This window comes from Agromyces sp. GL_144, assembly GCF_057834305.1.
Window position 1 is genome coordinate 24,470 of sequence record NZ_CM174399.1, and the last position, 13,209, is coordinate 37,678.

The following is a 13,209-nucleotide window of genomic DNA, read 5'->3' on the forward strand; positions in this document are numbered from 1 at the left end:
CTACCGCCGCAGCTCGAACGTCGTCGCTCCGACCTTGATGGTCGCTCCGAGGGGGATGGGCACGGGGGCGGTGACACGCACTCCGTCGAGGAAGGTGCCGTTCGTGGAATCGAGGTCCTGGATCATCCAGCGACCGCTCCACAGCATCATGCGGGCGTGATGGGTCGACGTGTAGTCGTCGCGGATGATGATGGCCGAGTCGCTGGAGCGCCCGATCGTGATCTCGTCGCGTCCGAGCGGGAACTCGGTGCCCGCCTTCTGCCCGCTCGTGATGACGAGCTTGGAGGGGGAGTCGGTGGCTCCGGATGCCGCGGCGCCGGCCGCACCCGCCCCGGCGAGGGCGGCACCGCCCGCCGCCGCGCCGACGCCCGCGGAGACCGGCGCCTTGGCCGGGGCGGGGAACGCCGAGCCGCCGGAGGACGCCGCGCTCGAGGCATCCGGCTGGAGCTTGCGCACGCGCTGGCCGAACAGGTCGCTGCGCAGCGCGTAGACGATGGCGAAGACGAACACCCAGAGCAGGAGGAGGAATCCGAGCTGCAGGACCAGCAGGGTGAGCTCGCTCATTCGGCCGGCCCCCAGAATCCGCCGAGGTCGTGGCGTTCGGTCGCCGGGTCGACACGAGGCGCGGGCGTTGCGGGGGATGCGGCTTGGGCGAGCACCCGGAACACGATACGCGACCGGCCGATGGTGATGACCCCGTCGGGCTCGAGGATGGCCTCGGTGATGCGCGCGCCGTTCAGCTGGGTGCCGTTCGTGGAGCCCAGGTCGCGCACGCGCGCACGCGAGCCGTCCCACTGCACCTCGGCATGGCGTCGGGATGCGCCGGAGTCGTCGATCGTGACATCCGCTTCGCTGCCGCGCCCGATGACGGTGCGGCCCTTGATGATCGGATGCCGCGTGCCGCCGATGTCGAGCACCGGGGTCCAGGCGACCTGCCCCTTCACGTTGCGGGAGTCGACCTGCACGAGCCCCTCGGCGAGGCTCTCGTCGGAGGCGAGCTCGATCGTGATGCCGCCCGCGAACTGGAAGCGCTGGCTCGCCGCATGCTTCTGCACGAGGTCGACGAGCTCGTCGGTGAGCGCGGGGCCGAGCCCGGTCATGCGCGCGTGGTCGGCCGGAGACATGCGCACCCGGAACTTGTTCGGCACGAGCACGCGGTCGCGCGAGACGACCGCCGCCTTCGTGTCGATCTCGCGCTTCAGTGCCGCCGTGATCTCGACGGGCTGCAGCCCCGAGCGAAAGGTCTTCGCGAAGGCGCCGTTGACGGCGCGCTCGAGACCTTTCTCGAAGTTGTCCAGTAGGCCCACAGGTCTCCCGATCCCGTTCCGTAGATTGCTGACATGCTAGCCCGATCGACTGGGAACACCGCCCCTCAGTCGACCGGAATCGCGGATTCCTCGGCGTCGAGGTCGATCGAGAGCGTCGGGATGGAGGCCGTCAGCAGCGTGCCGTCGGCCCGGCGCGAGCCCGCGACATCCTTCATGCGCGGCGCCCCGTGCAGACGCGGCCCCTGGCCCTGCAACGGCACCGAGACATCCGCCTCGGGGCTGATGAAGACCCGCTCGCCGCGAACGCTCGCTTCGACGCCGTCGCCCGATTCCACGTGGAACGAGATGGCCTCGGCCTCGAGCGTGACGCGGATGCGCGTGCCGCGCAACGTGAGCGGGAAGGTGAGCCTGGACCACGAGTCGGGCAGGCGCGGGTCGAATGCGAACCGCCCGAGGTGGTCGCGGAACCCGGCGAATCCCATGACGAGCGCAGCCCACACGCCGCCCGTCGAGGCGACGTGCACGCCGTCGGCCGCGTTCTGGTGCAGGTCGGCGAGGTCGACGTACAGCGCCGAGCGGAAGTAGCGCAGCGCGAGCTCGTGGTAGCCGACCTCGGCGGCGATGATCGACTGCACGACCGCCGACAGCGTCGAGTCGCCCGTGGTCAGCGGGTCGTAGTACTCGAAGTCGGCGAGCTTCTCGGCATCGGTGAACCGGTCGCCCTGCAGGTAGAGCGCGAGCACGACGTCGGCCTGCTTCAGCACCTGGAAACGGTAGATGACGAGCGGGTGGTAGTGCAGCAGCAGCGGGCGCCGGCTCTCGGGCGTGTTCTCGAGGTCCCAGAGCTCCTTCTCGAGGAAGGCCGAGTCCTGCGGGTGCACGCCGAGCTGCGCGTCGAACGGGATGTGCATGTGCGCGGCCGCGCGCCGCCACTCGCCGACCTCCGACGGGGTGACCCCGAGTCGCGCGACGAGCTTGTGGTAGGCGATCGGGTCGTGCAGCTGCAACTGGTCGACGGCGGATGCCGCGGCGGCGAGGTTCGCCCGCGCCATGACGTTCGTGTACAGGTTGTCGTTGACGACCGTGGTGTACTCGTCGGGCCCGGTGACGCCGTGGATGTGGAAGACCTCGTCGGCCGTGCCCCCCGACCGCCAGAACCCCAGGTCCTCCCACATGCGCGCCGTCTCGACCAGGATGTCGATCGCGCCACGACCGAGGAAGTCGGTGTCGCCGGTGGCCGCGACGTACTGGCACAGCGCATAGGAGATGTCGGCGTCGATGTGGTACTGCGCGGTGCCCGCCGCGTAGTAGGCCGAGGACTCGAGGCCGTTGATGGTGCGCCACGGGAAGAGCGCGCCGCGCTGGTTGAGCTCGAGCGCACGGGCGCGGGCGGCGTCGAGCATGCGCTGGCGGAACCGCAGCACGTTGCGGGCCACGTTCGGCGCCGTGTAGCTGAGGAACGGGAGCACGTAGATCTCGCTGTCCCAGAAGTAGTGGCCGCCGTAGCCGGAGCCGCTCACGCCCTTGGCCGCGACGCCGTCGCCGTCGGTGCGGGCCGAGGCCTGCGCGAGCTGGAACAGGTTCCAGCGCACCGCCTGCTGCACCTCGGGCTGGCCCTCGATCTCGACGTCGGAGCCGGCCCAGAAGTCGTCGAGCCACGCGCGCTGCCGGGTGAACAGCTCGGCCACGCCGACCTCGAGGCCGCGGTCGAGCGTGCGGTCGCAGCGGTCGACGAGCTCGCGCGTGGGCACCGTGCGGGCCGTGTGATAGCTCACGAACTTCGTGATGCGGATCGGCTTGCCCTGCTCGGCGTGCACCCGGTAGAGGTGCTTGGCGAGGTCGTCGCCGATGGAGCCGGCCTCGGTGAACTCGTTCTCGGTCGCGATCTCGTGCTCGACGCCGACCGCGATCGTCATGCCCGAGTTCGTGCACTGGTAGCCGAGCATGTAGCGGTCGCCCTCGGCGCGCTTGATGCGCGGCTGCAGCACCCGGTCGGTGAACATGTCGGCCTTGCGCGGGTCGAACACGCCAGGGTCCTCCTGCACGCCCGAGCGGTACTCGTCGCGGCCGTCCTGACGGTTCAGGATCTGGCTCGAGATCGCGATCGCGGCATCGGAGTCGAGCATCTCGACCTCGTAGTCGAGCACCACGAGGTGGCGGTCGGTGAACGAGACCATGCGCCGGCTCGTGATGCGCACGCGCTTGCCCGACGGCGTTCGCCACTCGATCGAGCGCGACAGCGCACCCTGCCGGAAGTCGAGACGGCGCTCGTACTCGAGCAGTTCGGCCGTCGCGATGACGAGCGGCTCGTCGTCGACGTAGAGCCGGATGATCTTCGCGTCGGGCGCGTTCACGATGGTCTGCCCCACCCGCGCGAAGCCGAAGGCCTCTTCGGCGTGGCGGATCGGCCACGTCTCGTGGAACCCGTTGACGAACGTGCCGTGCAGGTGCCCGTCGCGGCCCTCCTCGACGTTGCCGCGAAGCCCCAGGTAGCCGTTGCCGACCGCGAACAGCGTCTCGGTGCGGCCCTGGTCGTCGACGCCGAACTCGTTCTCGACGAGCGCCCACTCGTCGATCGGGAACCGGTTGCGGTCGAGGGGATCGGTGTCGGCGAACCTCATGCGTGGTCCTCTCGGGTGTCGTTCGGCGCGGTTTCTGCGGTTTCTGCGGTGTCTCGAGCGTCGGATGCCTCGGATGCGCCGGATGCCTCGGCCGCGCGTCTCACCGCGGGAAGGAGCTCGTCGAGCTCGTCGACGATGACGTCGGCGCCGAGCTCGCGCAGCGCGTCGCGGCCGACCCCTCGATCGACGCCCACGACGAGGCCGAAGTCGCCGGTCGCGCCCGCGCGGATGCCGGACTCGGCGTCCTCGACGACCGCGCAGGCCGTCGTCGGCAGGCCGAGCAGCTCGGCCGCGCGCTCGAACGTGTCGGGTGCCGGCTTGCCCGGGATGCCGTCGCGCGCCGCCACGAGACCGTCGACGACGACCTCGAAGCGATCGTCGATGCCCGCGGCGGCCAGCACCGAGGGGGCGTTCTTCGAGCTCGAGACGACGGCCACGCGGCATCCGCTCGCGATCACGGCATCGAGGAACGCGACGCTCGCCGGGTACGCCTCGACCCCCTCTTCTTCGAGCGTCTGGTTGAAGGCGTCGTTCTTGCGGTTGCCGAGGCCGTGCACCGTCTCTTCGTCGGGGCCGTCGGCGACCTCGCCCTCTGGAATGCGGATGCCGCGGCTCTCGAGCAGGCTGCGCACCCCGTCGTAGCGCGGCTTGCCGTCGATGTACGCGAAGTAGTCGCCCTCGACGTAGGGCGCGGCGCGGTGCTGCTCGAGGAACGGCGTGAACAGGCGCGACCACGCGTGCATGTGCACGATCGCCGTGGGCGTGAGCACGCCGTCGAGGTCGAAGAGCCAGCCCCGGATGCCGCCGAGGTCGACGTCGGCGGGGTTCTGGTCGGGGCTCGGGGTCTTGCCGGTGGCTGTGGCGGATGCTTCGGGGGAGTCGTGCGTGGTCACGGCGGTCCTTTCGTCGTGCCGGTCGCGGCAGTGGGACCCGCCGTTCGATGCTATTCCGCTGCGGTGCGCGAGCGCGAGGGCGGATGCGGGTTCGGAGCATTCGCGGAGGTGGCCGGCGACGTCGTGCGTACGTGCGTGCGTGCGTATCGCGCGCGGTGATCGCGTGGAGCTGTTCTGCCGGATTCGGAGTTTCTGGGACACGCCGTCGTGCAGGCCGCTGGGGCGCGGCGTGTCGCCAAATCTCCGAATCGGGCAGACATGGGGTGGCGGGGGAGGGCCTGCCCGAGGCATCCGCGGCTCGAATGGCCTTTGCCTGCGCGAGATGTTAGGCTCTCGTGGCTGGACGCACTTCGGTGCGACCACATTTGCGCGAGTGGCGGAATTGGCAGACGCGCTGGCTTCAGGTGCCAGTACTCGCAAGGGTGTGGGGGTTCAAGTCCCCCCTCGCGCACACACAAGGAACGGCCCGGAACCTCGATGAGGCTCCGGGCCGTTTTCGGGCCGTGTCCGACTGCGGAGGATTTCGCCCTTATGGTGCTCACGCGGCATCCGAACGCGAGCCCACGCGGATGCGCCGATACGCGCTCGGGGTGATGCCAACGTGGCGGATGAATTGCGACCTCAGGCGTGAGGCGCTAGTGAATCCCGCTCGCTGAGCGACCTCGTCGATCGGCGTTCGAGGCTGCAACTCCAGCAGCGTCGGAGCCGTCTCGACGCGACGCCGCGCGAGCATGCTTGCGATTCCATCGCCACAGCCCGCGTATCGGTACAGCTGTCGTCGGCTGACGTGCAATTCACGTGCCGGAGCGGTGACGTCGGCCCCCGGTCAGTCGGGCCGCCTGATCAAGGAGCGCTCCGATCCCGCTGACAGCTGGGCGGCCTGGCGGATCGCCTCGAGCATGCTGCGCTGATCAGCGACTCCCTGGCCGGCGATGTCGAAGGCGGTGCCGTGATCGACGGAGGTGCGGATGACCGGCAGCCCGACGGTGATGTTGGTCCCGGCCTCGATGCCGAGGATCTTGACGGGCCCGTGGCCTTGGTCGTGGTACATCGCGACGACGAGGTCGTAGTCGCCACGACCGGCGAGGAAGAACGCAGTGTCCGCCGGCAGCGGGCCCCGTGCGTCGATCCCATCGGCGCGGGCCGCGCGAATCCCTGGTGCGATCTTGGACTCCTCTTCGCCGTATCCGAACAAGCCGTGCTCGCCGGCGTGCGGATTGATCGCGCATACACCGATCCGCGGGTGCGCGATCCCCGCGCCGACCATCGCCGCATGCCCGCGCCGGATCGTGCGCTCGACCAGCCCGGGCTCGATGCGCGAGATCGCGTCGATCAGCCCGACATGGGTCGTCACATGAATGACCTTGACGATCGGAGTCGAGAGCATCATCGACACCTCGGCCGTACCGGTGAGCGCCGCAAGCAACTCGGTGTGGCCAGGATAATCATGGCCGGCCAGGCGCAGCGCCTCCTTGTTGAGCGGTGCGGTGCAGATCGCATCGACGGAGCCATTCATCGCCAACTCGCTGGCCACTCGCACGTACTGGAACGCGGCATCGCCTGCGACGGCCGACAACTCTCCCCATGGAAGACCCGGCGGGATCAGTCCGAGATCGATGACGTTGATCCGCCCGGGCTCGAAGACGGCGCTTTGGATCGCCGACACCGTCTCGATTCGCGCATCGAGACCGCTTATCTCAGCGGCCTCGCTCAGTCTCGTGGCATCGCCGATCACGATCGTGCGCGCGATACCGACTACCTCGGGCTCGCTCAGCGCAGCGACGACGACCTCGGGTCCGATGCCGGCGGCATCGCCCATCGTGACTGCGACGATCGGAAGGGGCAAGGGGGTGGTGTCAGTTGATTCCACGGCATGCTTTCATGTCGGTCCGGGCGCAGCCCGGAGATCTGGGATGAGGCTGTTGACCATTCGGACGAGTTGCCGATCGTCGCCGAAGCTCCCCGGACGGGTGACGAAGATCCGCCCCTCGGGCGATTCGCCGACGACGGCCATTCCGTCGGCCGTTCCGCGAAGTCGGAGTGCAGTGACGCCGAGGGCGAGGAGGACGGCTCGGGCCGTCTCGCCGCCGAGAAGGACGATCGGGCGTTCCGGTGCGGCTGGGAAGGCACGCGCGATCAGTCGAGCCATACCCTGAGCGGCAAGGTGGGCGCGATCGCGCCCGATCGACTCTGCCGGCGCCAGCCGTATCGCCACGACCCGGCCGGTCTCCAAGGCATCGACGAGCCGTGACACGGCGCCCGAAGCATCCACGCGCTCCGCATCGAGCGTGATCCCGACGGCGCCGCCTGCGACCAGGGTGTGGAATTGTCGATGCGCGGCAGCGTCCGCGCTGCCGACGACGACGAGCGGGATCCCATCGACGCTCACGTCGTGCGCCCGTACGCCGCGTTGCCGGCCGATCGCATCGGCTAGGCCCCGCGAGCCCGCGAGCACCGTGCCCTGCTCGCGGCCGTCGACGGCTCGGACGATCGTATCCAGATCCGAGTCCGTCTCCGCGTCGACGATGACGACTTTCGGGGCGCCCCCCAACTGCGACAGCGTGCTCGTCAACGCCTCCGTGCCCGCACGCACGGCGTCGAGGTGCACGGCATGGACATCGTGCGCCGCCGATGCAGAGAAGAGGTGACGTGCATCGGTGGGTGGCGCCGAGCGCTCCGTTCGCCAAAGACCCGATTCGGCGAGCACGCGGCCGTCGATGCTGAGCACGCCGCCGATCACGGTGCGGTTGAGAGCCGGAAGGCTGGGCACCAGGAGAACAGACCGGCCGGTGGTCGCGATGGCGCCGAGCTCTGTCCCCACATTGCCGCGAAGGGCGGAATCGACCTTCTTGAAGACGCTCGCGTCGGGAGGAATGCGGCGGAGCAGGGCTGTGACGCGGGAGGCGGCAACGGCGGGCTCTGCATAGCGCGTGTCGAGGTCGACCGCGATCGTGCCCTCACCAGTCGAGACCGCATCGACGGCGTCCAGAAGGAGCGTCGACGAGCGGCGTCCGAGCGCGAGCGCAGTCTCGGCGGTGCCAGTGAGGTCGTCGCCGATCACGATCTCGGGACTGTCGGCGCGGGTCATGTCCATGGAGTGCCGTATCTCTGCGCGAGCCGACGCGCGGCGTCCGGTGGGACGTTCCCGTGCGGAATCTGACCCAGATCGAGAAGGAGGCGGCAGGTCTGCTCGAGTTCCACAAGCGCCAGTCGAGCCTCGGCGAGCGTGCGTCCGGTGGTGATAGGACCGTGATACTGCAGTAGCGCGGCGCGGAACGGGTACCCGAGCGCCTCGATCTGTTCGGCCTGAGACTCGTCGCCCGGGTCCGCATAGGGGATCAGCGGTGTCTGACCGACTCGCATGACGAAGTAGGGCGTGAGCGGAGGCACGGCGCTGGCCGGTGCCCACGGATCGACGCACGACCAGGCCGAGGCTGCGGGCGAGTGCACGTGGATCACCGCTCGGGTCTGCGGATCACGGCGATAGAGCGCTCGGTGGAAGGGGAACTCCTTCGACGCCGTCGGCCCAGACAGCGTGGCTCCTTCCAGGTCGACGACGGACAGCTCGTCGAGCTGTCCGAGGTCGGCCCCCGTGGGGGTGATCACGATCACGTCGTCGACGCGGACGCTGATGTTGCCCGATGCGGCCGGCGCCATGCCCGCGGCGGCCAGCTCCAAGGCAAGCGAGCTCAACTCGCGTCGGACCGCTGCGGAGATGAGCCCGTCCGTTCCGTAGTGGGTTGTCACTCTTGCGCCTCCAGTTGCGACCACGCGCTGCTGAACATGTCGACCTCTCCGAAGTTCCCGGACTTCAGAGCGACGTCGATCGTCGACCCCGAACTCGTCGTCGCCTCGCTCCAGGCGACGCCCGAAGCGATGGATGGCCCGATGCGCAGCAACGACACCCCGAGCTCGTCCATGATGCGGCCCGCCGTCTCGCCTCCTGCGACGATCAGCTGGGTCGCTCCCGCCTTGACCAGACTCCTCGCGAGGGCCGCCAACGCGCGCTCGATGAGATCGGCCGCCGTGCCGCCTGCAGTGTTCAGATCGCTCTGCACCTCGGTGGCGAAGACCATCGGGGTCCGGCCGCTCGACCAACAGTCGGCGGACCACCTCGCGATGTCGTTGACCTCGGCCTCGAATCCGGAGGTGAGCCGCGAGAGGTCGAGCTTGCGCCAGGGCAGCAGGGTCTTCGCGTGAGCTATCTGCTCTCGGGTACGGGCGGACGCGCTGCCGCAGAGCACGACCCGATGGCCGTCGATGACGCGGATCTCTCGCGCGTGTTCCCGCGGAATGGCAAGAATTCCACGGGCAAGCCCCGATCCTCCTGTGATGACGGACATGTCCGAAGTCGCGCGCATGATGTCGATGAGGTCATCGTCGTCGATCGCATCGACGACGACGGCCGTCGTTCCATCGAATGACTGGCGTGCCCGGATCGCCGACGCAAGGGAGTCCGGGCCGCTCCGCACTACGTCAAGCCCGACGTGGGCGACGTGAGCCTTCGTCTGAGGGCGCAACAGGCGCATGACGGACGAGTCGCGCATCGGCGTGAGCGGGTGTTCACGCATCGGGCTCTCGGCGAGGAGAGTATCGCCGACCAGCAAGTATCCCTGGTAGACCGTGCGACCCGCATCCGGAAAGCTGGGTACGACGACCGTGATTCGTTCACCCATGTCTTCGAGTACAGCGTCGATGACGGGCCCGATGTTGCCTTCGGGCGTCGAGTCGAACGTCGAGCAGTACTTCACGTAGATCCGCTCCGCTCCGGCTTCACGCAGCTGCCGCAGCGCGGCCAGGCTCTGAGTGATCGCCGTCTCGACCGGCGCGGTCCGTGTCTTGAGCGCTACGACGATCGCATCCGAGTCGGCGATACCGGCGAACTGACGTTCTTCGCGCAGAGCGCCGAAAGCGTCGAAGGGCTGGACGACGACAACCGTGCGGAGGCCACGTTCGACGAAGTGCGTCGCAATATCCGTAGCGCCGGTCACATCATCTGCGATGCAGCCCCATTGCGGCATTCTTCCCTCTTCCGATTGTTGGTTCGTGCAACTCCGACTACGTGAATACGTCACACGATAGCGACTGAGTCTGTGAAATGACGTTAGCATAGTTGACGGATTTGTGAATCAGTGAGTACTGTGCATTCACACGTCGGAATTCATTACTTCACTCGACCTCAAAGGAGCGGCCAGATGACCTCCACCTCGCCACAGTCAGCGGATGGATTGCCCCCCATGATCCGACGCATCGCGATCGTGGGCTCCGGCTACATGGGTGGTGGGATCGCACAGTCGCTCGCCGCCACCGGGCGCGACGTCATCCTCTCGGACGTCGATCGCGACATCGCCGAGGCCGCGCTGTCACGGCTCATCGAGCAGACGAATCGATGGGAGTCGGAAGGGCTGTTCACCACCGGCGTAGCAGCGACGATCGCCGCGCACCTGAGCGCGGCGGAGTCCATCGAGGCGGCCGTCGCCGACGCAGGCTACATCACCGAGGCTGTGTACGAGAACCGCGAGGCAAAGGCGGCCGCACTCGCCCGCATCTCACGATCCGCGCGCCCCGACGCGATCATCGGATCGAACACCTCCGCCATTCCGATCTCCGAGCTCGCCGAATCCGTCGAGGGTCCCCAGCGCTTCCTCGGGGTGCATTGGATGAACCCGGCACCATTCATCCCAGGAGTCGAACTCATCCCCACCGCGAAGACGTCCCGAGCCGCGCTGACCGCCGTCGAAGCGATGCTGCTGGATGCCGGGAAGGTACCCGCGACCGTCGCCGATCGACCCGGTTTCGTCGCCAATCGTCTACAGTTCGCCCTCTACAAGGAGGCGCTCAGCATCGTCGAGGAGGGCCTCGCCGATCCGGCGCAGATCGACCTCGTCGTCAGCAACGCGTTCGGATTCCGGCTCGCATTGTTCGGGCCGTTCGCGATCGGGGACATGGCAGGTCTCGACGTCTACGCATCGGCATATCAGAGCCTCGCAGCCGAGTATGGCGAGCGGTTCGAGGCACCGAGACTGCTCGCCGAGGCCGTCGCCGAAGGGCGGCTCGGCATCAAGAGCGGCGGCGGTCTGCTCGACATCCCGGTCGGCGAGGTCGCGGAGCTCGTCGAATACCGTGATCGTGCCTATAGCGCGCTCTCTTCTCTGCGACAGAAGCTAGGTCCCGCGCCAGGGCTGAGTCCTGTGAGTGTCGCGGGGGTGCTCTCGTGACCGACGACCCCGCACTGATCCCCGACCAGCGTCGCGAGAAGCTCATGCGGCTGCTGCACCAGGACTCGGTCCTGAGCGTCTTGCAGCTCACCGAATCGCTGGGCGTCTCGCACATGACGGTCCGTCGCGACATCGCCGTGCTCGAGCGCGAGGGACGGGCGTTCTCGGTTCCCGGCGGTGTGCGGATCGCGAGCGCGATGAGGACCGAGCCCAGCTTCGACTCGAAGTCGCTCGCCGAGCGAGAGATCAAGGCCGCCATCGCGCAGGCCGCCGAGTCGTTGCTCGCCGACGACATGATCCTCTACCTCGACGCCGGGACGACGACCGGCGCGCTCGTCCCTACGATCCTCGAGCACAGCGGCATGACCGTCATCACGAACGACTTCGCGATCGTCGACCGTCTCACCGGTGCGACCCATGTCGAGGTCATCCACACCGGCGGACGTCTCGATCACACGAACCGCTCGGCCGTGGGCAGACTCGCAGCGGACACGCTTCGTCGCATCAACACGGATGTCGCGTTCATGAGCACGAACTCGTGGGATCTCGCCCGAGGGATGACCACGCCCAGCGAGGCGAAGGTCGATGTCAAGGCCGCAGCCTTGGACGGGGCATCCGAAGCCGTGCTCCTGGTGTCGAGTTCGAAGTTCGGCACCTTCGGAATGTATGACATCGCACCTCTGCGCCGATTCGACCGCATCATCACCGACGACGGACTTCCCGGCACCGCGGCCCGCGGAATCCGCGATCTCGGCGTCATCCTCAATCTGGCGCACGTCGCGCCCGACGACGCTTCGTCGCCGTCGCCGTCGCCGTCGCCGGTCGCGCTCGACACGACCTCCTCGCGTACCCGAGGAGCATCCCCCACCCGAAAGGACACCGATGTCTCTGCCTAAACTCAAGGGGACCACTCCGCTCCCTCTCGCCGAACGCGTCGGGAATCGCAGATATCTCATCGCCGTCGCTCTCGGCCTCATCGCCTGCCTCGGCTACATGGATCGCGTCAACTTCTCGGTTGCGGGCGGGCATATCATCGAGGAGTTCGGTCTTACCACCGGCGAGTTCGGACTGGCCACCTCGGTCTTCAGCTGGGCCTACCTGGTCTTCCTCGTACCGTTCGGAATGCTCGCGGACAAGCGCAGCTCGCGCACCATGCTCGCCATCGCAATCATTGTGTGGTCGATCGGTGCCGGCGCGACGGGCCTCGCGGTCGGCATCGGCACGCTCATCGTCGCCCGCCTCGTGCTCGGCGCCGGTGAGGCGCCGATCTTCCCCACGGGCAATCTCGTCGTACGCGAGTGGGCACCGGCCAAAGAACGAGGGACCTTCACCGGGTGGCTGAACGCGGGAACCGTCGTCGGCCCGGCGATCGGCGCCGTTGTCGCCGCCTATCTGGTCGTGGCTGTCGGGTGGCGCGGATCGTTCCTCGTCCTGGGAGGATTCGGACTCCTCGTCGGCCTCATCTGGTTCCTCATCTACCGCCGCCCAGAGGACGCCCGCTGGTTGTCGGCAGGGGAGCGGAACCTCATCCTCAGGACACGCGGCGACGCCGAGGAGCAGGCAGCGCCGAAGATGAGCATCGGCCGCCTCCTGCGGACGCGAGCCATCTGGGGTCTCATGCTCACCCAGGGCACGGCGGTCTATACAAGCTACTTGTTCCTGAGCTTCCTTCCGCTGTACCTCCAGACGGAGCGCGGGCTGGAGATCCTCAGTTCGGGGTGGGTGACGGGCATCATCTACACGATCGCCGCCGTCGGCAGCGTCGTCGCTGCGATCATCAGCGACCGTATCCTGCGTCGTCGAAGCGACCTGGCCCGCGGAGGTCGTCGCCGGGTCGTGATGGCACTCCTTCTCCTGTCGCTTCCGCTCCTAGCCCTTCCCTGGATCACGGACACGACCCTCATCATCGTGATCGTCGCATGGGTGCTCACGATGGACACCGCTGCCATCACATTGAACTGGGCGCTTGCCAGCGACCTCATCACCGACAAGGCATCCAGCGCCCGCGCCTTCTCACTCGTTGCGTTCGGTGGGAACTTCTTCGGCCTGCTTGCGCCGATCGTGACCGGTTACCTCGTCGACTGGACGGCGAGCTATACCGTGCCGTTCATCGTGGCGGCCGTCCTCCTGGTTGTCGGCGCTGGTGCGAGCTTCTTCCTGTCGAACCGGCCGCTGCAGATCGCGGTCACCGAGCGTGTGGAGGCGTGAC

Annotated in this window: 12 protein-coding genes and 1 tRNA gene; 4 read left to right on the forward strand and 9 right to left on the reverse strand. The window is 68.0% G+C overall.

Annotated features, from left to right (window positions below; all coding sequences use genetic code 11):
• The 4 genes from AC3IPY_RS00125 to AC3IPY_RS00140 all read right to left on the reverse strand — a co-directional run bounded on the left by AC3IPY_RS00125 (window position 1) and on the right by AC3IPY_RS00140 (window position 4,782).
• Window positions 1-564 carry an FHA domain-containing protein FhaB/FipA gene (locus tag AC3IPY_RS00125; protein WP_489185975.1) on the reverse strand — a complete coding sequence of 188 codons (564 nt, stop codon included), beginning with the start codon at window positions 562-564 and terminating at the stop codon, window positions 1-3.
• Window positions 561-1,307, reverse strand: coding sequence for an FHA domain-containing protein (locus AC3IPY_RS00130; RefSeq protein ID WP_489185976.1), 747 nt, complete (start codon window positions 1,305-1,307; stop codon window positions 561-563). The genes AC3IPY_RS00125 and AC3IPY_RS00130 overlap by 4 nt, the downstream gene beginning before the upstream one ends.
• Window positions 1,308-1,372: 65 nt before the next feature.
• Entirely contained in the window at window positions 1,373-3,889 is a 2,517-nt protein-coding gene (locus AC3IPY_RS00135; protein ID WP_489185977.1) for a glycoside hydrolase family 65 protein, read from the reverse strand.
• Window positions 3,886-4,782 (reverse strand): beta-phosphoglucomutase family hydrolase, encoded by an 897-nt coding sequence (locus tag AC3IPY_RS00140; RefSeq protein WP_489185978.1) that lies wholly within the window; start codon window positions 4,780-4,782, stop codon window positions 3,886-3,888. The genes AC3IPY_RS00135 and AC3IPY_RS00140 overlap by 4 nt, the downstream gene beginning before the upstream one ends.
• A gap of 367 nt (window positions 4,783-5,149) precedes the next feature.
• On the opposite strand from AC3IPY_RS00140, the gene AC3IPY_RS00145 reads away from it, so the two are divergent.
• A tRNA-Leu gene (locus AC3IPY_RS00145) sits at window positions 5,150-5,233 on the forward strand.
• An 87-nt stretch (window positions 5,234-5,320) separates the two neighbouring features.
• Here AC3IPY_RS00145 and AC3IPY_RS00150 read toward each other — a convergent pair.
• From AC3IPY_RS00150 to otnK, 5 genes are read right to left on the reverse strand one after another with little or no spacing between them, the layout of a single operon-like run.
• Window positions 5,321-5,575: a helix-turn-helix domain-containing protein gene (locus AC3IPY_RS00150; protein ID WP_489185979.1), complete on the reverse strand. Its 255-nt coding sequence runs from the start codon at window positions 5,573-5,575 to the stop codon at window positions 5,321-5,323.
• A gap of 33 nt (window positions 5,576-5,608) precedes the next feature.
• On the reverse strand, window positions 5,609-6,601 hold the full coding sequence (gene pdxA / locus AC3IPY_RS00155; RefSeq protein WP_489185980.1) for a 4-hydroxythreonine-4-phosphate dehydrogenase PdxA: 993 nt from the start codon (window positions 6,599-6,601) through the stop codon (window positions 5,609-5,611).
• A gap of 60 nt (window positions 6,602-6,661) precedes the next feature.
• Entirely contained in the window at window positions 6,662-7,876 is a 1,215-nt protein-coding gene (locus AC3IPY_RS00160) for a four-carbon acid sugar kinase family protein (RefSeq protein WP_489185981.1), read from the reverse strand.
• The gene (locus AC3IPY_RS00165) at window positions 7,867-8,529 is read right to left on the reverse strand and encodes a class II aldolase/adducin family protein (RefSeq protein WP_489185982.1); all 663 of its coding nucleotides are present in this window, start codon (window positions 8,527-8,529) and stop codon (window positions 7,867-7,869) included. Before AC3IPY_RS00165 ends, AC3IPY_RS00160 begins: the two co-directional genes overlap by 10 nt.
• Complete coding sequence (gene otnK / locus AC3IPY_RS00170; RefSeq protein WP_489185983.1) at window positions 8,526-9,803, reverse strand: 3-oxo-tetronate kinase; 1,278 nt, start codon at window positions 9,801-9,803, stop codon at window positions 8,526-8,528. The genes AC3IPY_RS00165 and otnK overlap by 4 nt, the downstream gene beginning before the upstream one ends.
• 216 nt (window positions 9,804-10,019) lie before the next feature.
• Between otnK and AC3IPY_RS00175 the strand changes: the two genes are divergently transcribed.
• Genes AC3IPY_RS00175 through AC3IPY_RS00185 form a run of 3 tightly spaced genes read left to right on the forward strand, consistent with a single transcriptional unit; the run spans window position 10,020 to window position 13,208 of the window.
• Entirely contained in the window at window positions 10,020-11,000 is a 981-nt protein-coding gene (locus AC3IPY_RS00175) for a 3-hydroxyacyl-CoA dehydrogenase family protein (RefSeq protein WP_489185984.1), read from the forward strand.
• Entirely contained in the window at window positions 10,997-11,896 is a 900-nt protein-coding gene (locus AC3IPY_RS00180) for a DeoR/GlpR family DNA-binding transcription regulator (protein ID WP_489185985.1), read from the forward strand. The genes AC3IPY_RS00175 and AC3IPY_RS00180 overlap by 4 nt, the downstream gene beginning before the upstream one ends.
• A complete protein-coding gene (locus AC3IPY_RS00185) occupies window positions 11,883-13,208 on the forward strand; it encodes an MFS transporter (RefSeq protein ID WP_489185986.1) in 1,326 nt (441 codons plus the stop codon). The genes AC3IPY_RS00180 and AC3IPY_RS00185 overlap by 14 nt, the downstream gene beginning before the upstream one ends.
• Window position 13,209 lies beyond the last annotated feature (1 nt).

Excerpts from the sequence above, each read along its gene's own strand:
- AC3IPY_RS00125 (WP_489185975.1), bottom strand. The coding sequence starts at position 564 with ATGAGCGAGCTCACCCTGCTGGTCCTGCAGCTCGGATTCCTCCTCCTG.
- AC3IPY_RS00135 (WP_489185977.1), bottom strand. The coding sequence starts at position 3,889 with ATGAGGTTCGCCGACACCGATCCCCTCGACCGCAACCGGTTCCCGATC.
- pdxA (WP_489185980.1), bottom strand. The coding sequence starts at position 6,601 with ATGGGCGATGCCGCCGGCATCGGACCCGAGGTCGTCGTCGCTGCGCTG.
- AC3IPY_RS00160 (WP_489185981.1), bottom strand. The coding sequence starts at position 7,876 with ATGGACATGACCCGCGCCGACAGTCCCGAGATCGTGATCGGCGACGAC.
- otnK (WP_489185983.1), bottom strand. The coding sequence starts at position 9,803 with ATGCCGCAATGGGGCTGCATCGCAGATGATGTGACCGGCGCTACGGAT.
- AC3IPY_RS00175 (WP_489185984.1), top strand. The coding sequence starts at position 10,020 with ATGATCCGACGCATCGCGATCGTGGGCTCCGGCTACATGGGTGGTGGG.
- AC3IPY_RS00185 (WP_489185986.1), top strand. The coding sequence starts at position 11,883 with ATGTCTCTGCCTAAACTCAAGGGGACCACTCCGCTCCCTCTCGCCGAA.